The organism is Rhodococcus sp. JVH1, assembly GCF_000280725.2.
Taxonomy (GTDB): domain Bacteria; phylum Actinomycetota; class Actinomycetes; order Mycobacteriales; family Mycobacteriaceae; genus Rhodococcus_F; species Rhodococcus_F jostii_A.
Genome location: NZ_CP166289.1, coordinates 7,473,657 through 7,490,749, shown reverse-complemented (window position 1 = coordinate 7,490,749; position 17,093 = coordinate 7,473,657). Strand labels below are relative to the sequence as shown.

The 17,093-nt window shown below is 66.6% G+C and carries 15 protein-coding genes and 1 pseudogene; 8 read left to right on the top strand and 8 right to left on the bottom strand.

Going from position 1 to position 17,093, the window contains the following annotated elements; genetic code table 11:
• Positions 1 to 6 precede the first annotated feature (6 nt).
• The 3 genes from JVH1_RS35255 to JVH1_RS35245 all read left to right on the top strand — a co-directional run bounded on the left by JVH1_RS35255 (position 7) and on the right by JVH1_RS35245 (position 1,754).
• A complete protein-coding gene (locus JVH1_RS35255) occupies positions 7 to 327 on the top strand; it encodes a WhiB family transcriptional regulator (protein WP_009473134.1) in 321 nt (106 codons plus the stop codon).
• A gap of 31 nt (positions 328 to 358) precedes the next feature.
• Positions 359 to 520, top strand: a complete 162-nt coding sequence (locus JVH1_RS35250) for a hypothetical protein (RefSeq protein WP_009473135.1) — start codon at positions 359 to 361, stop codon at positions 518 to 520.
• A 526-nt stretch (positions 521 to 1,046) separates the two neighbouring features.
• Positions 1,047 to 1,754 (top strand): hypothetical protein, encoded by a 708-nt coding sequence (locus tag JVH1_RS35245; RefSeq protein WP_009473136.1) that lies wholly within the window; start codon positions 1,047 to 1,049, stop codon positions 1,752 to 1,754.
• 394 nt (positions 1,755 to 2,148) lie between these two features.
• Here JVH1_RS35245 and JVH1_RS35240 read toward each other — a convergent pair whose 3' ends face one another.
• The 6 genes and pseudogenes from JVH1_RS35240 to JVH1_RS35215 all read right to left on the bottom strand — a co-directional run bounded on the left by JVH1_RS35240 (position 2,149) and on the right by JVH1_RS35215 (position 7,445).
• Complete coding sequence (locus tag JVH1_RS35240; protein WP_009473137.1) at positions 2,149 to 2,529, bottom strand: nuclear transport factor 2 family protein; 381 nt, start codon at positions 2,527 to 2,529, stop codon at positions 2,149 to 2,151.
• A gap of 99 nt (positions 2,530 to 2,628) precedes the next feature.
• Positions 2,629 to 3,220 (bottom strand): annotated as a pseudogene (locus JVH1_RS35235) (malonic semialdehyde reductase).
• 188 nt (positions 3,221 to 3,408) lie between these two features.
• Positions 3,409 to 4,572 carry an acyl-CoA dehydrogenase family protein gene (locus JVH1_RS35230; RefSeq protein WP_009473138.1) on the bottom strand — a complete coding sequence of 388 codons (1,164 nt, stop codon included), beginning with the start codon at positions 4,570 to 4,572 and terminating at the stop codon, positions 3,409 to 3,411.
• Positions 4,573 to 4,712: 140 nt separating this feature from the next.
• Positions 4,713 to 5,354 (bottom strand): 3,4-dihydroxy-2-butanone-4-phosphate synthase, encoded by a 642-nt coding sequence (locus tag JVH1_RS35225; RefSeq protein ID WP_009473139.1) that lies wholly within the window; start codon positions 5,352 to 5,354, stop codon positions 4,713 to 4,715.
• 91 nt (positions 5,355 to 5,445) lie between these two features.
• Positions 5,446 to 5,943: a flavin reductase family protein gene (locus JVH1_RS35220; RefSeq protein ID WP_009473140.1), complete on the bottom strand. Its 498-nt coding sequence runs from the start codon at positions 5,941 to 5,943 to the stop codon at positions 5,446 to 5,448.
• Positions 5,944 to 6,167: 224 nt separating this feature from the next.
• Complete coding sequence (locus tag JVH1_RS35215; protein ID WP_009473141.1) at positions 6,168 to 7,445, bottom strand: CdaR family transcriptional regulator; 1,278 nt, start codon at positions 7,443 to 7,445, stop codon at positions 6,168 to 6,170.
• Between the two features lie 306 nt (positions 7,446 to 7,751).
• Between JVH1_RS35215 and JVH1_RS35210 the strand changes: the two genes are divergently transcribed.
• From JVH1_RS35210 to JVH1_RS35195, 4 genes are all read left to right on the top strand, one after another.
• Complete coding sequence (locus tag JVH1_RS35210; protein WP_009473142.1) at positions 7,752 to 8,324, top strand: VOC family protein; 573 nt, start codon at positions 7,752 to 7,754, stop codon at positions 8,322 to 8,324.
• A gap of 68 nt (positions 8,325 to 8,392) precedes the next feature.
• Complete coding sequence (locus tag JVH1_RS35205) at positions 8,393 to 9,283, top strand: fumarylacetoacetate hydrolase family protein (RefSeq protein WP_009473143.1); 891 nt, start codon at positions 8,393 to 8,395, stop codon at positions 9,281 to 9,283.
• Positions 9,276 to 11,042, top strand: coding sequence for an FAD-dependent monooxygenase (locus tag JVH1_RS35200; protein WP_009473144.1), 1,767 nt, complete (start codon positions 9,276 to 9,278; stop codon positions 11,040 to 11,042). The genes JVH1_RS35205 and JVH1_RS35200 overlap by 8 nt, the downstream gene beginning before the upstream one ends.
• A gap of 86 nt (positions 11,043 to 11,128) precedes the next feature.
• Entirely contained in the window at positions 11,129 to 13,129 is a 2,001-nt protein-coding gene (locus tag JVH1_RS35195) for an acetoacetate--CoA ligase (RefSeq protein WP_009473145.1), read from the top strand.
• 69 nt (positions 13,130 to 13,198) lie between these two features.
• Here the strand turns inward: JVH1_RS35195 and JVH1_RS35190 are convergent, their stop codons facing one another.
• Together JVH1_RS35190 and JVH1_RS35185 are read right to left on the bottom strand one after the other, a co-directional pair.
• On the bottom strand, positions 13,199 to 13,903 hold the full coding sequence (locus JVH1_RS35190; protein ID WP_009473146.1) for a GntR family transcriptional regulator: 705 nt from the start codon (positions 13,901 to 13,903) through the stop codon (positions 13,199 to 13,201).
• 86 nt (positions 13,904 to 13,989) lie between these two features.
• On the bottom strand, positions 13,990 to 14,466 hold the full coding sequence (locus JVH1_RS35185; protein ID WP_009473147.1) for an Lrp/AsnC family transcriptional regulator: 477 nt from the start codon (positions 14,464 to 14,466) through the stop codon (positions 13,990 to 13,992).
• 273 nt (positions 14,467 to 14,739) lie between these two features.
• Between JVH1_RS35185 and JVH1_RS35180 the strand changes: the two genes are divergently transcribed.
• A complete protein-coding gene (locus JVH1_RS35180; RefSeq protein WP_009473149.1) occupies positions 14,740 to 17,091 on the top strand; it encodes a transketolase C-terminal domain-containing protein in 2,352 nt (783 codons plus the stop codon).
• Positions 17,092 to 17,093: the final 2 nt, after the last annotated feature.

Sequence of the window (17,093 nt, the reverse complement as noted above, 5' to 3'; positions counted from 1 at the left end):
ACCGCTGTGCGGGCCTATCGAACCGTCAGACAAAGCGACCTACCCGAGCCCGAGGAACTGAACTGGCGCCTCGCCGCGACGTGCCGGATCGTCAGTCCTGCCCTGTTCTTCCACCCCACCAACGAACGCGGACCCAAACGGCAGAAGCGCATCCACGAGGCCAAGAAGATCTGCGCCCAATGCCCCGTCCAACGGCCATGCCGGGACTACGCGCTCGCCGTGCGAGAACCCTTCGGGATCTGGGGCGGGATGTCCGAAGAGGACCGCGACCGCATCCTCGGCCGCGGCCGTGGCCGTGCCGACAACACCACCGAGCGCAGCGCGTGACAGGCCGATCTCGACGAACAGGGAAATACCCATGCCGATCCTCCGCCTCCACGCCGTGATCGCCGGAATCAGCGTCGTCAGCGGGTGGCCGTCGGCACCACTGCAGAGACCCGTGGCCGCGCTCGCACACTCGTACACGGTCATGCGATGGACGGTTCTGATTGCAATCGAGGACGACGCTGAGCACCGCTGAACTAATCACCGGCCAGATTTGCGATAGCAGTCTCAGCACCCCAGCGTCGCAGTCGGACAAAGACGCTCGAACCCCGCGAACCCAGTGATGAAGAGTCACTTGCTCTACCCGGGATCGCAGCCGATGCCGCATGGTCCGACTCGCAACCCACCGGCAACTGTATCTGCCGCGGATGTTGTTTACGACGGACGCAGCTCCGCGCCGGCTTCGCGGTGGATGCGATGGCCCTACCCATGGGGACTGGTGAATCGGCGAACACCCAACGCGCGGTCGGTCTCGAAACGGACGAGACTCAGCGACCCGCCGATATCGGGTCGCGTCCTGGGTCAGGCCGGGCTCTGACGCCGCCGACACCGGCCACTCGGTTTCGGCCCCCCATCCCGGCCAAGGTTCCGGTGGTGCGACAACGGTTGATCGACATGCGTGAGGACGGTCGGCGCCCACGGTTGACCGTGATCCATGCCCGGCCGGCTACGGCAAGTCGACCCTCGCTTCCCAATGGCAGCAGGCACTGACCGCCGACGGAGTGAGCGCGGCGTGGCTGACCATCGATACCGATGACAACAATGTGGTGTGGTTCCTTGGGCATCTGATCGAAGCCCTCCGCCGGGTGCGGCCCGAGCTGTCCCAAGATTTGGGTCAGGTCCTCGAAGAACACGGCGATCGGGCCCAGCAGTACGTGCTGACGAATCTGATCAACGATATTCATGCCGGGGGCGACCGCGTCGCCCTGATCCTCGATGACTGGCATCGGGTCACCGAGCCGGGCACGATCGCTGCGTTGGGATATTTGCTCGATAACGGATGCCACCACCTCCAGTTCGTGGTCACTAGCAGAACCCAAACCGGCCTCCCCTTAAGCCGGATGCGGGTGCGCGATGAGCTGGTCGAAGTCGGGCCGGAGGCATTGCGCTTCGCCCCGGACGAATCGAAACGCTTTCTCGTTGACGTGAACGGGCTGGTCCTCGCCGATTCTGAGATCGACCGGTTGACGGCCTCGACAGATGGGTCGGTGGCGGCCCTCCAGCCAGCATCGCTGTCCCTGCGTGACGCAAAGGATCCACGGTTGCTGATCGACCACCTGTCCGGACGGCACCGGACGATCGGCGAATACCTGGTCGAGAACGTGCTCGACGCCGTCGAACCGCGCATTCTCGAATTCCTGCTGGCGACCAGCATCCCCGCTGGGGCCGGAGCTGGGTCATCGCGCGCCCCCGAGGCCCAACATCGGTGAAATCAGCAGGCCGCGCAGTCCGGCAGTTCTGGTGCCCAGTGTTTCGGAGATCTTCAGGGTTCCCCCCCGAGACGGAGCCGCCGAATACCACCGCGGGTGTGGCAAACCCCGCCGTGATGACGCGTAGCTCGGCGCGCAGGGCATCGTCATCTCGCGGTCGGAGCAACCGCGCTGGATGTTGTGCCTGTGAAACCGTCACCGCGACCTCCTCCGGGGCGGGTGCCCCATGACTCGCAAACGCGACAATGTTTATATCCCAATAGCATTCATTTGCGGCGGGAAGAGATGCTTGTGCTTCGTCACGTGAACTGGAGGTCGTGGGGCCTCGAGAGTCCTCCCCGATGTCCGCAGACAGGAGCCGGCCCCCGGAGACCGGGGCCGGCTCATAGAAGCCCTATTGCGTGGTGCCAGAGATAACGGGGCTGGGGTCCATGAAGATCAGGTATTCGGTGACCTTGTTGTTCTCGACGCGGGTGCGCGTCACGGCCGGGAGTGTGAAGGATTCACCGTTCTGCAACGTGTAGGTGACCTCCACCCGGAGCGCGGCTACGGTGCCCTCCGACCATTGTTCGATGATCTCGTGGCGCATCGACGCCACCGAGGTCAGGTATTGCGCTACCCAGGATTGGATGGCGCTCTTGCCGATGACGGGGGCGTTGTTGCCCATGCGGAAGACGCAGTCGTCGGAGAAGTAGTCGAAGAATTCTGCGATGTCGGTGTCGGCGGCTTGGAGAAGTTTGCGGGTGGTCTCGACCTCGGTCGTGGCTGTGGTCATCGCGGACTCTCTTTCTCTGGTGTGTGACGGAGACCCCGGCAGTGTTGGGGTCGTTCTGAATTGGAGGTGGGCACGCCCCGGGGAAGCCGTCTCCAGCCCTCATGCCCAGTGCACGGTCTCTGCGGGATCGAGTCTGGGGAGACGCTCGAACCACGGATTTCTCACCGGGGTGTCCGATGTTGACGACCAGGATCGATCTCCAGGTTGTTCCGGAGAAGAACTCGGTGTCCATTCCTGTGGGGTCGAATCCGGCCATCGGCCCGGCCGCCAGACCGGCGGCCCGGATGGCGAGGATGAAGTACCCCGCCTGCAGGGCGGCGTTGAAATTGGCGGTGCGCTCGCGCAGCGCGTCGTTGGCGGCGACGACCTCGCGGATCTGCGGCCGGATCGGCAGCAGATGGGGAAGGTGCTCGTGAAATCCGCTGTCTACCGCGAGAATCACGATGACGGGAGCTGATGTCGTCTTCTCACGGTTGCCCTCGTCCAGGTGCTCGATCAGTCTGCGGCGGGCGTCGTCGGTGCACACGTATTGCACGCGCAGCGGTTGGGAGTTCGCGGCCGTCGGCGCCCAGCGGGCCATTTCCCAGATCTGCGCGAGTTCGGCATCGCTGACCGGGGTCGGTGCGAAGTTGTTGACTGTTCGTGCTTCCGCGAACAGCAGGTCTCTTGCTGCGTCATCGAGGCGTTCGATGTCGAGTTACTGCCGACCATGTGTCTGTTCCTGTTCTCCAGATCCTGCGCCGGTCGATGCCGATTCACCGGGTGTCCGGCCGGTGGGCGCATCATTGGGGTCATGGGGTCCGAGTCTCGGCTGCCCCTCCCGAGTCGGCCGTGGTGGAGCCGCGACCGAGGCTCGGGTGAGGTGGTAGCGACAGCTCGTCAGAGGAGCGGATCGGACACGGGCAGGTCGAGGGTGAACCGGCCGATGGTTTCCGAAGCCGTGTCGATGTCGAGGAAGGCGTGCACCGACAGCACGGACAGGTCACGGAAGAACCGCTGGATCGGTGCGGAGTTCCGGTATCCGTCGCCGCCGATTCCGCGCACCATGTCGTTGAGTGCGTTGCGGGCCAGATCTGCCAGATATGCTGCCTTGAGCTTCATCTCGGCACGATCGCGGGGGTCGGACTGCTCGGGTCGCTGTGCGGTGAGGCGTTCGAAGAAGGCGTCGAGGAGTGTTTCGGCAGCGTCCGCGGCGGCCAGCGCCCGGCCGAGCCGCATCTGGGCGGCCTGCTTGCCGGAGGCCTTCTCCTGGCTGATGGTTCCCTGCCGGTCCCGGGTGCGCTGGACGAACGCGTCCGCCGCCCCGCGCAGAGCACCGACGACGACCGGGGTGACCTCGGCCATCGCGAACGGCAGGAAGGGCAGGTGGTACATGGGGTTGGGGTGGATCAGCTGCCCGGGCGCAGTACCGGCGAGGGCGAGGGCGAACGGTCCGGTGCGGTAGTCCGGGACGAACACGTCGTCGACGCTGATGTCATTGCTGCCGGTCCCGGCCATGCCGGCGATGAACCAGGTGTCGAGGATCTTGACGTCCTCACGGGGCACGACGAACCACAACGGGGTGGGGGCGCTGCCCTTCTCGAATACGACGCCTGCGAAGGTGAACCATTCCGCGTGCACCGATCCGGAGTTCCAGGCCGTCTGCCCGGTGATGCGGTAGCCGCCGTCAACCTTCTGCACCTGTCCCAGCGGGGCCGCGGTACCGGCGGTGAGGGTGTAGGGCTTGTCGGCGAACACTTCTCGTTGGGCCTGTTCGGTGAAGATGTTCACTCGCCAGGCCGCTCCGGTGTAGAAGGAGGTGACCCAGCCGGTCGACGGGCAGGCCGCGCTGATGGTGCGGACGATCTCGGCGGCGACGTCGAGTCCGAGTTCGAGTCCGCCGTACTCCTTGGGGGTCAGCGTGGCCAGGATTCCCGAGTCGATGAGGTCGGTGATCGTCTCGTCGAGGGGAGCACGGTTTTCCTCGGTCTTCTGGGCGCGTTCGGCGAAGGCCGGTACCAGGGCGTGCACCCGGTCCATGAGTTCGGTGCGGGTGATGTCCATTGTGTCCTCCGATGTGGGTGAATGGCTGTTTCTTGGAGCTGTGGGGTGTGATCGGCGCAGCTCCGGGCATGCGGGGACCGCGCCGGTCGTGTGCGGATGCTGGTGAGGGTGTGCGTGCCACATGCGGCACGGCCGGGGTGTCAGCGGACGTTGTTCTCCAGGTCCTGGCCGGCGACGAGTGTCAGTCCGTACCGGTCGGCGAGGATCTCGGCATCGTGTCGATCGCCGACACTGATCGGGTCGGCGATGCCGTCGAGGTCGGCGAAAACCGCGCCTGAGCATTGGGTGGCTGTAGCGTCGGTGAGCGCGAGGGCGAGGGACGCGGTGGTCTGACGCGTACGAAACTCTGTGGGTGTCACGCGCACCGGGACCAGGTGCCCGGGCCGGGTGAGGTCGCCGGGGCCCGTGGCCGGGTCGGCGAGGATGCGGGCCGTACGCGCCCGGTCGGCGCCGGAGATCCCGGTGGTAATACCGGCAGCAGCGTCGACGGTGACACATTGGCCATGGCCGAGTGTGGAACTGGTCCGAACCGTCGGGGTCGCTTCCGGCAGAAAGAGAAGGTCACAGATCCGTTCGTGCAGCGCCACCTGCAGAAATCCGGTGGTGTGGCGAATCAGAAAGGCCATCTGCTCGGTGGTCACGACGGAGGCGGACCCGACGAGCACGACGCGGCGGAGATGGCTGAGGATGATCAGCTCACCGGCGGCGAGGGCGCGGCTACCGGCGGCGATCGTCGACCATGACCGTTGGCGTGGGGCGCGGGGCGCGAACGACGTCGTCATGGCGTGCCTTCCTGGTGCGAATGATTTTGCTGTAGTGGGCGATACGGCTTGGTGAAGTTGGTCGCGGCGACGCCGTGATCGTGCGGTCGGGTTATGCGGATTCGAGCGCCGAGTGCGTGCCGAAGACGCGGCGGTGGTAGGTGAGCGGATCGCTGTAGTTGTTCTCTGCTGCGACGACGGTGCCGAGCACGACCACGTGGTCGCCGCCCTCGACGAACTGGTCCACGTGGCAGGCGATCCAGCCGGCGGCGCCCGCGATTCGGGGAAGGTCGTGGTCGATCTCCCACCGCACGCCCTGGAACTTGCCGATTCCGCCCTTCTTCGCGAACTTGAGCGCGGTGCCTTGTTGATCGCTGGCCAGCACGTTCAATCCGAACTTCTTCGACGCCGTGATCAGTTCGAGCGTCTCCGATCCTCGATCCAGTGAGACCAGGACCATCGGGGGTGTCATCGACAGGGAGGTGAAGGCGCTGACGGTGGTACCGAAGGGCAGGCCGCCGTCCATGGAGGTCACGACGGCGACCGGAGTGGCCACGTGTGACATCACGTCCTTGAACGTTTCCTGGACAGGACTCAAGGGGGTGTGCATCGTAGACTTCCTTCTGTCGACTGCGGTTCTTACCGCGATTCCCGGCGAAGGGACGGTCTTCCGTCTCTGGGCTTTGTGGACTCTCGCCACCGGGATCTGGTGTGTCCTACACCACAAGTAGACCGCATGAGTTGCGTGGTTCGCACTACTGCAGAACCCAGGGTTGTCGCCGTCTTTTGGTTTCTAGACCAATCGGGGACCGGCGGCTCGCCGACCTGCGACAGCTACCACTGTGCGATGGGGGCGTCTCGAAGCCACTCGTAGATGCGCAGCGCTGCCCGCAGGTCCGTGCTCGATCCACCTGAAGGCGTGCACAGACTCAATGCCTTCTGCACTCGATAGGTCACTGTGTTCTTGGAAATATGCTCTGCCGTCGCGACTTTGGCCAGACTGTGGTCCATGTCGAGGTAGAGGCTCAGGGTCGAACGCAGATCGGCCATGCGGGGGTCGTTGCCCGCGAGCGGGCCGAGCAGTCGGGAGGCGAACTGCACCGCGGCTTCCGGATCGGCAAGGAGGAGCACTTCGAGGGCGATGTGCTCGTGAGCGGTGGTGGTGGGTGGATGACCGACCCGCAGGCGAACCAGCCGCTCGACCGCGCGGGCCTCGAGGTGACTTCTGCGGAATCCGTCGATCCCGGAGCCGAGTTGGCCGGTCACGACGAAAGTGTCGCCGAAGGCGGGCAGGGTGGACGTCAGCGCGCGCGTTGGGTCAGGGGTGATGGCACCCCACGCCCAGATCGCCTGCAGGCCGACGGGGATCACCAATGATGCGGTCGGTGTTCCCCACTGTCGTAGCACCGGGTCGACGACGGCCCGCAGGTCATGGCCCGAGTGCGGGCCGCTCCAGGCGATGAGGGCCACGTGGTGGCCGCCGAGGGGGTAGCCGAGGACCTGTTCGGCGTGGGCGGATTCGATGGGGTCCGCGGCGATGATCTTGGTGACGAGATCGAGTCGCGCTGCGGATACTCCCGCGGCCCACGCGCTCTGCTCCTCGAGGAAGGCCGACGCGGCCACCCCGGTGAAATCGTCGAGCACCTCGAAGAGCAGCAGCGAGATGCGGCGCATCTCGTTGCCGCTCTCGCTCGGTGGAATCAGGCGGGTGACCGCGTCGAGAAGTGCGGCCGCCAGCACGGCGTACCCGACGCGGATGGTCCGGAGCAGGTCGTCGAGCTCCATGCCTCGACGGGCGAAGTCTCTGGCGATCTCCTCCACCTCGGCGCTGGCCAGCGACGTCTCCGACTCGCCGAGGCCGGCGACCAGTGTCAGGGCTCGACACACGGTCGCTGTGGTGGCCCGCCGGATCGCGTCCAGGGGTAGCGCACCCTCGCCCACCGCCGGCACTTTTCGGGAGATCTTGGCGGCGATGTCCTGACCGACTTCGACAGCCCAGGTGACGGCACCGTCGCCGAGCACGGCGCGAATCCGGTCGGCGTCCGGACTGAGCCACTCGAGCTCCGATTGCCGGGCCCGTGTTCCCGAAAGTTCACCAGTCCAATGCGGCACTCAACATCCTTCCGATCCGCCTCCACGGTACAACGAGCACACCAGCTGTTTTGGTCTGTAAACCAATTTCTCCCGCAGTTCCTGTTCCGTAGCCCGTAGCCATCCCCGGTGGAATTTCGTGAAATGGGGAGACCACTACGTGACGGGGACCACAGAGAAGTCTTCGGCACAGGTCGGCGCACCGACTGTTATCAGGTATAGCACCCGCGCCAGGTAGGCACACGTAGCCGACGAACGGACCTTCCGTAGTCCGGTGTCCACATATCCCCTCGCGGTCGCCGACCGCGAGTATCGAAGGAGTCAACGATGACCGCCACTCCCAAGTTCGCGCACGTCGTGCTGCAGACCAGCCTATTCGAGGAGATGCGCGACTGGTACTGCACCGTGCTGGACGCGCACGTGGTCTACGAAGGGCACGGCTTGTGCTTCATCACCTTCGACGAGGAGCACCACCGGGTCGCGCTGCTGGGCGCCCCGGTGCAGCTCGAACCGCGCAATCCGGGTGCAGCGGGCATGCACCACACCGCCTACACCTTCGACACACTCGACGATCTGCTCGATCGCTACGACTCGCTCAAGGAAAAGGGGATCGAACCGAAGGTGCCGATCCAGCACGGGGTAACGACCTCGCTGTACTACCAGGACCCGGACGGCAACTTCGTCGAACTGCAGATCGACAACTTCGCGACGCCGGACGAGGCGACGGCCTACATGAACGGCCCCGAATACGGCAACAACCCGGTCGGAGTTTCGTTCGTCCCGGAGGCGATGCGGCAAGCACTCGCCCAGGGCACCCCGGTCTCGGAGATCACCACCCACTCCTGGGCCCTGCAGACCAGCCCGGACCTGCCCGACCCGATGGCGGCACTGACCAGCTGACCGCACGCGAGCTCACGCTCGGCCCGACGAATCAGCATCTTTCCGATCGATCACCCGAAGGACTTCTCATGCGTGTGGCAAACCAGGCCGGCCGGCTCCAGATCGTGGCGGACGGCATCGCCGTCGACGTCGAGACGGCCAGCGGGGGCCGCTTTTCCGCCGAACCCCAGCAGATCTTCGACCGATGGGACGAGTTCACCGCATGGGCAGCCACGGTGAATTTCGCCGCCGGGGCGCCGGTGGTCGAGTCCGAGCTGGGCGCCCCGGTCCCCCGGCCCGGCCAGATCTTCGCGATCGGCGTGAACTACGCCGACCACGTCGAGGAATCCGGGCTGACCCTGCCCGACGCCCCTTTCGTATTCACCAAGTTCCCCGCCTCGATCACCGGTCCCTACGACACCATCGAACACCCCGGCGGGTCAGTGGATTTCGAAGTCGAACTCGTGGCGGTCATCGGCAAGGAAGCCCGACACGTTCCCGTCGCCGAGGGCTGGGAGTATGTGGCCGGGCTGACCCTCGGCCAGGACCTGTCCGAGCGGGACCTGCAGCTGTCCGGTCCCCCACCCCAGCAATTCACCCTCGGCAAATCGTTCGCCGGTTTCGCCCCGATCGGGCCGGTCCTGGTCACCCCGGACGAATTCGCCGACCCCGACGACATCGAGGTCAGCACGATTCTGTCGGGCGAGCTGATGCAGAACTCGCGCACCCGGCACCTGATTTTCCCGATCCCGGTCCTCGTGTCCTACCTGTCGTCGATCCTGCCGCTGCGCCCCGGCGACCTCATCTTCACCGGCACCCCATCGGGTATCGGCTTCACCCGCGACCCGAAACGGCTCATCGGTGTCGACGACGAACTCGTCAGCCGCGCCGACACCATCGGCGAGATGCGGCACCACTTCACCGCCGCAACCCGCCCGCACCCACTCACCACTGTTTCCAGGAGCACCAGCCATGTCTGAGATCACCGTTCCCGTCCTCATCGTCGGCGGAGGCGGGTGTGGATTGACCACCTCGATCCTGCTGTCCGAACACGGCATCGACCACCACCTCGTCGAGCGGCACACCGCCACCTCCCATCTGCCCAAGGCCCACTACCTCAACCAGCGCACCATGGAGGTGCTGCGCCAGGTCGGCGTCGCGGACTCGATCTACGCGGTGGGCACCCCACCAAAGAACATGGGCAAGACCCGGTGGGTCACCTCCCTCGGCGGCGACGGCGAACTGGACGGCCGCACCCTGTACACCCTCGAATCGTTCGGCGGCGGACGACTCGAGAGCGCATACGCGGTCGACAGCCCGTGCCCGTCCACCAACTACCCGCAGATCCGCCTCGAACCCCTCCTGCGTGAGCACGCCGAGAAGCGGGCACCGGACTCGATCCACTTCGGCCGCGAACTCGTCTCGTTCGAGCAGGACGAGAACGGAATCCACGCCGTCGTCCTGAACCGCGACACCCAGCAGACCTACACCGTCCACGCCCAGTACATGGTCGCCGCCGACGGCGGCAAGACCGTCGGACCCGAACTCGGTGTGAAAATGGAGGGCCCGACCGGGATCCTCGACATGGTCAGCACCCACTTCACCGCCGACCTGTCGCAGTGGTGGGAGGACGACGTCCTGATCACCTGGCTGCTCAACCCCGAGGGCGCCGGCTCCTGGAACAGCGGCGCCATGGCCGCCATGGGCCCCACGTGGGGCAAGCACTCAGAAGAATTCGTCCTGCACTTCACCTTCCGCCCGGACGACCCGGCCCGGTTCGACGAAGAGGCAATCGTTCCCCGGCTGCGCGAGCTCCTCAAGCTGCCCGACCTCGAATTGAAGATCCACAAGGTCAGCCACTGGATCCTCGAAGGGGTGCTCGCCGACAAGTACCAGGTCGGCCGGATCTTCCTCGCCGGCGACGCCGCCCACCGGCACCCACCCACCACCGGTCTGGGCCTGAACACCGCCATCCAGGACGCCCACAACCTGGCCTGGAAACTGGCCGCGGTCGTCAAGGGTGACGCCGCCCCCGCCCTGCTCGACACCTACGAGCCCGAACGCCGCCTCGTCGGCATGCGCAACGTCGACTGGGCCATGTTCACCTTCCTCAACCACATGGTCGTCGACGCCGGCCTCGGCCTGATCCCCGGCCAGCCGCTCGAAGCCCAGGTCCAGGTATTCCGGGACTACTTCTCCGACACCCCGATGGGCGAAACCCGCCGGGCCCGCGCGGCCGAGGTGATCAGTACCCAGCGCACCGAATTCCAGGCCCACGACCTCGAAATCGGCTTCGCCTACCGCGACGGGGCCCTCGTCCCGGACGGCACCGAGGCACCGCCGCGCGACCCGATGGGGCACAACTACCACCCCACCACCCGCCCCGGGCACCGACTCCCGCACGCCTGGCTCGAGCACGACGGCCGGCAGATCTCCACCCACGACCTCACCGGCAACAACGCTCACTTCGTGCTCATCACCGCCGCAGACGGTGCCGCCTGGTCCGATGCCGCCCGGTTGGCCAACGACAAGTTCGGGGTCCAGATCAAGGTCGCCCAGATCAGCGCCGGCACCGACTACACCGACCCCACCGGCCGCTGGAGTGAACTCCGCCAGATCGACGACACCGGGGCAATCCTGGTCCGACCGGACAACCACGTCGCCTGGCGCAGCACCGGCGCCGTCGCCGACCCCGCCGACGAGCTCACCCGCGCACTCGGCACCGTGCTCTCACGCTGACCCCACCGCACGAACCCTCCCGCCACGGGCAGACCAGGACACCACGTCTGCCCGTGGCGGCGGGAGCCGGAAAGGACGCACCAACAATGACCGCCCCAGGACGTGAAGTGTTGTGGACCCCGCCGCCCGAGCGGGTCTCGGCTTCGAACATGAGCCGATACCAACGCTGGCTCGCAGCCGAGAAAAACGTCTGCACTACCGACTTCGACTCGCTGTGGTGCTGGTCGATCAGCGACCTCGAAAAGTTCTGGCTCTCGATCTGGGAGTACTTCGACGTCATCGCCTCGGCTCCACCGCAGACGGTGCTCTCCGACCCCCGGATGCCCGGGGCCCGGTGGTTCCCCGGCACCCGGCTGAACTGGGCCGAAAACCTGCTCCGTCACACCGACCAGACCGGGCCCGCGATCATCTCGGTCGACGAAACCGGCACCACAGGCGAACTCTCGCGGGCCGAGCTGGTCGCGCAAGTCGCCAACCTCGCCGCCCACTTCCGGAAGATCGGTGTGCAGCCCGGAGACCGGATCGCGGCGATGCTTCCGAACATCGCGCCCACCGTCGTCGCGGTGCTCGCCGCGGCCAGCGTCGGTGCGGTGTGGTCCTGTTGCGCACCGGATTTCGGTGTGAAAGGGCTGGTCGACCGGTTCGCGCAGATCGAGCCGACCGTGCTGATCGGGGTGGACGGCTACCAGTTCAACGGCAAACGCGTCGACCGCCGAGACGTCTTCGCCACCCTGCTGGACCAGCTCCCGACCGTGCGGCACGCCGTCGTCGTCGACAACCTCGGCCTACCCTTCACCGGGGAGCATCGGCCGAGCATCGCCGCGTACGCCGATGTGGTCGTCGGAGACGCCGCACCACAGTACGAGCAGGTGCCGTTCGACCATCCGCTGTGGATCCTCTACAGCTCCGGCACTACCGGCCTCCCGAAGGGCATTGTGCACTCGCACGGCGGCATCCTGCTCGAAGCGCTCAAGGCCAACGCGCTGCACTATGACCTCGGCCCCACCGATCGGGTGTTCATCGCCGCGAGCACCGCCTGGGTGGTGTGGAACATGCTCGTCGACACCATGGTCACCGGCGCTGCGATCATCACCTATGACGGCAGCCCCACCTACGGCCGGCCCGACCACCAATTCGAGATCTGCGCCCGCTACGGGGCCACCCGATTCGGCACCGGCGCCGCCTATCTGACGCTGTGCGAGAAGGCCGGCACCGAGCCCGGTACCGCTTTCGACCTGTCGGGGTTGCGGTCGATCATGTCGACCGGTTCCCCGCTGCCGGACACCACCTGGCGGTGGATCTACGACACGGTCAGCCCGGATGTGCACCTGGGATCCGACAGCGGCGGCACCGATGTGGCCACCGGCTTCATCGGCGCCAATCCGCTCTCCCCCGTTCGGGTGGGAGAACTGCAGGGCCCCTACCTGGGGGTCGATGTGCAGGCCTGGACCGAGACCGGTGAGGCGGTCGTCGGGGAAGTCGGGGAAATGGTGATCACCGCACCGATGCCGTCGATGCCGATCTACTTCTGGAACGACCCGGACGGAAACCGGTACCGGGACGCCTATTTCGAGGTCTACCCCGGGGTGTGGCGGCACGGAGACTGGATCACCATGGAACCCGACGGCGGCTGCGTGGTCCACGGGCGGTCGGATTCGACGATCAACCGTGGCGGGGTCCGGATGGGGTCGGCGGATATCTATCAGGCCGTCGAAGCACTGCCGGAGATCGCCGAGGCGCTGGTGATCGGCGCCGAACTACCCCACGGTGGCTATCACATGCCGCTGTTCGTGGTACTGCGCGACGGATACGACCTCGACGACGCGCTCGTGGAGAAGATTCGCACCACGATCCGCCGGGAGGCCTCGCCCCGGCACGTGCCGGACGAGATCATCGACGTCCCGGCTATTCCCATCACCCGTACCGGCAAGCGGCTCGAGATTCCGGTCAAGAAGCTGATCCAGGGAGTCTCTCCGGAGACCGCGATCAACCGCGCCACGGTCGCCGACACCGACGCCCTCGACTGGTACATCGACTACGCGCAGCGGTTCCAAGACCACCGCGCCGACACCTCTACCCTCACCTGAGGGCAGGTCGCCGGGGCGGGGCCTCGGCGACCGCAGAGCCGACGTGAACATGCGCCGAGGCGGCAGCGTTCAGGGCGCGATCGGGTCGAGCGCGCGAAGCGCGATCTGTTCGTTGTCGTCGAGGTGCTGCCGTGTCGCCGCGGCGACCTTTCTCATGTTGCGGGTGCGCACGACGGTGAGGATGTCCGCATGCACGTGTCCCCGCCGCTCGTGTTCATCCGGTTCGGCCTCTCGACCCGAGAACGCCAGCCGGATATACCGTTCGGCGGCGTGCCACAGGCCGTCGAGCACGCGCAGGTCCCACGCGGTGGCGGCGGGCCGGAGCAGCTCGTAGTGGAAGGCGTGGTGCGCCTGGTAGATGTCGTCGAGGTCGAGGCTCTCGTCGCCGAACATGGTCACGTAGTTCTCGAGTCGACGCAGGTCGGCGTCGTCGAGCAGTTTGCAGGCGCGGCCGGCGATCTCCGGTTCGAGTTGGCGGCGCAGCCGATAGATCCCGTGCAGGTCCTCGTGCGAGAGCGGGGCAACCATGGCGCTTTTCCCGGGGCGGGTCACCACCAGACCCTGCGCTTCGAGCTCTTTGAGTGCTTCCCGGACCGGGATGAAACTCACCCCGAGCTGGCCGGAGATTTCCCGCAACGAGAACGTCTGCCCCGGACGGAGTTCACCGGCGAGGATCGAGCGCCGGATTTCCTTGGCGACCTGCTCGGGAACGGAGGTCGGAGTCAGGGACCGCACCGGCGGTTGCGGGTTTCTCGTGCTCGTTGTCACGACCATCTCCGTCTCGTTCTCATCGCTGTCACCACGTACGAGGCATGTTATAACACGAGGTCGGTGCCGATCCGGGCGCGGACCGGCCGGTGTCAGTCGATGAGCTTCTCGACCAGCGGCGCGATCCGGTAGTCGACCATCTCGCGCATCACCAGGGCGGTGGTGGTGCGTTTGACCCCCTTGATCCCAAGGATGTCCCCGGCCACCCGATACAGGTCGTCGGCGTCCCGGACGGCGACGTGGATGAGCAGATCCGCGACACCGCTCAGGCCGAGGACCTCGAGCACCTCGGGAATGCCGTCGAGGGCGGCCCCGACACGGGCAAGCTTGCGCTGGGTGACGTTGGTCAAGATGTATGCCTGCAGCGGGTAACCGAGAATCGCCGGGTCGATGCGGCGCTCGAACGAGCGCAGCGCGTGCGAGTCGTCGAGCTTGCCCATCCGGGCCTGAACGGTGTTGCGTGAGAGTCCTATCCGGTCCGCCAGGGCAATGGTCGTGGCCCGCGGCGACTCCGCGAGCGCGAGCAGAAGCCGGGCGTCGATCTGATCCGCTTTGTGCGTGCTTGGCATTGTGCCAATCCCACCGTCCCTCGAGCGCCCTGCCGGCGTGCATTCTGCTCAATCTCGACACCGACTATTGCGCAGGCGGCAAAATCCTGATCCACTGTTATAACAGGTGGGCGGCGATCAGACCAGATCCGGCACCGCCGCATTCCGATACCGCATCCGACCGCACACACCCCGTCACCGGTCGAGTGGATTGCTCCCTGGCCACCCCGTCGGAGCCGTTCTGATAGTTGCGCTCGTCCGCAGCGATCCGCCCTTGTGAGGAAAGAGAATCCGATGCACGACACCCTGCCCGTCGCCCCCGGAACCGCGACCCCGCCCGCCCAGGCCGGTGGTCCGGTGGATCTGGAGACACTCGAAACGATTCGGCAGCGGGTGTTGTGGCTCTCCACCTCGATGATCCATCATGCCAACCGCATCCGCCCCAACCCCACCGGCCTCAAGGTCGGCGGGCATCAGGCCTCGTGCGCCTCGATGGTCTCGATCATGACCTCGCTGTGGTTCGAACAGCTCCAGCCCGGCGACCGGGTGTCGGTCAAGCCGCACGCCTCCCCCGTGTTGCACGGCATCAACTACCTGCTCGGGGAGCTCGACGAGAAGTACCTGACCACCCTGCGGGAATTCGGCGGCCTGCAGTCCTACCCCAGCCGGTCCAAGGATCCCGACACCGTCGACTACTCCACCGGTTCGGTCGGCATCGGCGCTACCGCCCCGATCTGGGGTGCGATAGCCCGCCGCTACGTCGAAACCACTACCGGCGGGGCGGGCACCGGCCGTCAGTACTCGCTGGTCGGAGACGCCGAACTCGACGAGGGCGCGGTGTGGGAGGCCATCCTCGACCCGGGCATCGCCGACCTCGGTGAGGTCGTGTGGATCGTGGACCTCAACCGGCAGTCCCTGGACCGGGTCATTCCCAACATCGCCGCGAACCGGTTGGAGAAGATGTTCGACGCCGCCGGCTGGCAGGTGATCACCGTCAAGTTCGGCAGACTCCTCGAAGAGTTGTTCACCCGGCCCGGTGGGCAGGCACTGCGCACCCGGATCCTGGACATGCCCAACCCGGAGTACCAGCGGCTGCTGCGGTGCAGCGCCGATGAGGTCCGGACCCGCCTGCCCGGGAACGGCCCCGGGAGCACCGAGATCAGCGCGCTGATCGCCGGCCTCGACGATGCCACCCTGACCGCGGCGATCCGCAACCTCGGCGGCCACGACCTGTCCGCCCTGACCGCGGCCTATCGGCAGATCGACGACACCCGGCCGACCGTGATCATCGCCTACACCATCAAGGGCTACGGGCTGCCCACCCAAGGACACCCGCAGAACCACTCGTCGCTGCTGTCGGTCGACGAATATGCCTCGCTCGCGGCGGATCTGGGCATGGACCCGGCGTCGCCGTGGGGCCGGTTCGCCGCCGACTCCGCGGTCGGGCGGCGGTGCGCGAGCAACGCGGAGCGGCTGCGCCGGAACCCTGTCCCGGCGCTGCCCGCGCTCACGATCCCCACCGACATCGGCCGCACCCCCAAGGGCACCGCCACCACCCAGGCGGCCCTGGGCCGGGTGCTGCTGGACCTGACCCGCGAAGCCCCCGAGGCGGCCAAGCGGGTGGTCACGGTCAGCCCGGACGTGAGTTCGACGACCAACCTGGCGGGTTGGGTCAACAAGGTCGGCGTGTGGTCGGCGGCCGAGCGCCGCAACTGGTTCGACGACGACCGCGAGACCATCATGCACTGGAATGAGCGGCCCACCGGGCAGCACATGGAACTGGGCATCGCCGAAACCAACCTGGTCGGACTGATGGGTGAGCTCGGTGCCACCTGGAGCCGGTGGGGGCAGCCGCTGTTTCCGATCGGCGTGATGTATGACCCGTTCGTCGAACGCGCCCTCGAGCCCTGGTCGTACGGCATCTACGCGGGCGGGCAGTCGATCCTGGTCGGCACCCCCTCTGGTGTCACCCTGGCCGCCGAAGGCGGTGCGCACCAGTCGATCAAGACCCCGTCCATCGGTCTCGAGCAGCCCGGGTGCATCAGCTACGAACCGGCGTTCGCGATCGACACCGAGTGGACCTTGCTGGCCAGCATCGGCCGGCTCGGTCGCCCGGACGGCACCTCCGCATATCTGCGCCTGTCCACTCGCCCGGTCGATCAGACCCTGGCCGCGGTGCCCACGGACCCGGCGGCCCGCGAGCGCCGTCGCCGTCAGGTGGTGGCCGGTGGCTACCCCCTCGTCCGCCGAGATGATGCGCAGGTGACCCTCGTGGCGATGGGGGCGATGGTGACCGAAGCCCTGGCCGCCGCCGACCGGCTCTCCGAGCAAGCCATCCCCGCCGACGTCGTCTGCGTGACCAGTCCCGGGTTGCTGTTCGAGGCGGTCCAGGCGCGGCAGGGCCGCGGGTCCGGGGACAGCTGGATCCTTGATCAGCTCTTTCCCGCTGATCGCGCCAACCCAATGGTCACCGTCCTCGACGGCCACCCGCACACCCTGGCTTTCCTCGCCGGCATCAACCAGGTGCGCAGCACCGCACTCGGAGTGAGCAAGTTCGGGCAGGTCGGCTCGCTCGACGAGGTGTACCGCTACCACGGCATCGACACCGACAGCATCGTGCGGGCCGCACTCGACATCATCCCCTGATC

What these genes read in the sequence shown, in the direction of transcription:
- JVH1_RS35250 (WP_009473135.1), top strand. Translation starts at nt 359, where the DNA reads ATGCCGATCCTCCGCCTCCACGCCGTGATCGCCGGAATCAGCGTCGTC.
- JVH1_RS35240 (WP_009473137.1), bottom strand. Translation starts at nt 2,529, where the DNA reads ATGACCACAGCCACGACCGAGGTCGAGACCACCCGCAAACTTCTCCAA.
- JVH1_RS35220 (WP_009473140.1), bottom strand. Translation starts at nt 5,943, where the DNA reads ATGCACACCCCCTTGAGTCCTGTCCAGGAAACGTTCAAGGACGTGATG.
- JVH1_RS35205 (WP_009473143.1), top strand. Translation starts at nt 8,393, where the DNA reads ATGCGTGTGGCAAACCAGGCCGGCCGGCTCCAGATCGTGGCGGACGGC.
- JVH1_RS35230 (WP_009473138.1), bottom strand. Translation starts at nt 4,572, where the DNA reads ATGGACATCACCCGCACCGAACTCATGGACCGGGTGCACGCCCTGGTA.
- JVH1_RS35190 (WP_009473146.1), bottom strand. Translation starts at nt 13,903, where the DNA reads ATGGTCGTGACAACGAGCACGAGAAACCCGCAACCGCCGGTGCGGTCC.
- JVH1_RS35200 (WP_009473144.1), top strand. Translation starts at nt 9,276, where the DNA reads ATGTCTGAGATCACCGTTCCCGTCCTCATCGTCGGCGGAGGCGGGTGT.
- JVH1_RS35185 (WP_009473147.1), bottom strand. Translation starts at nt 14,466, where the DNA reads ATGCCAAGCACGCACAAAGCGGATCAGATCGACGCCCGGCTTCTGCTC.
- JVH1_RS35210 (WP_009473142.1), top strand. Translation starts at nt 7,752, where the DNA reads ATGACCGCCACTCCCAAGTTCGCGCACGTCGTGCTGCAGACCAGCCTA.
- JVH1_RS35225 (WP_009473139.1), bottom strand. Translation starts at nt 5,354, where the DNA reads ATGACGACGTCGTTCGCGCCCCGCGCCCCACGCCAACGGTCATGGTCG.
- JVH1_RS35195 (WP_009473145.1), top strand. Translation starts at nt 11,129, where the DNA reads ATGACCGCCCCAGGACGTGAAGTGTTGTGGACCCCGCCGCCCGAGCGG.
- JVH1_RS35180 (WP_009473149.1), top strand. Translation starts at nt 14,740, where the DNA reads ATGCACGACACCCTGCCCGTCGCCCCCGGAACCGCGACCCCGCCCGCC.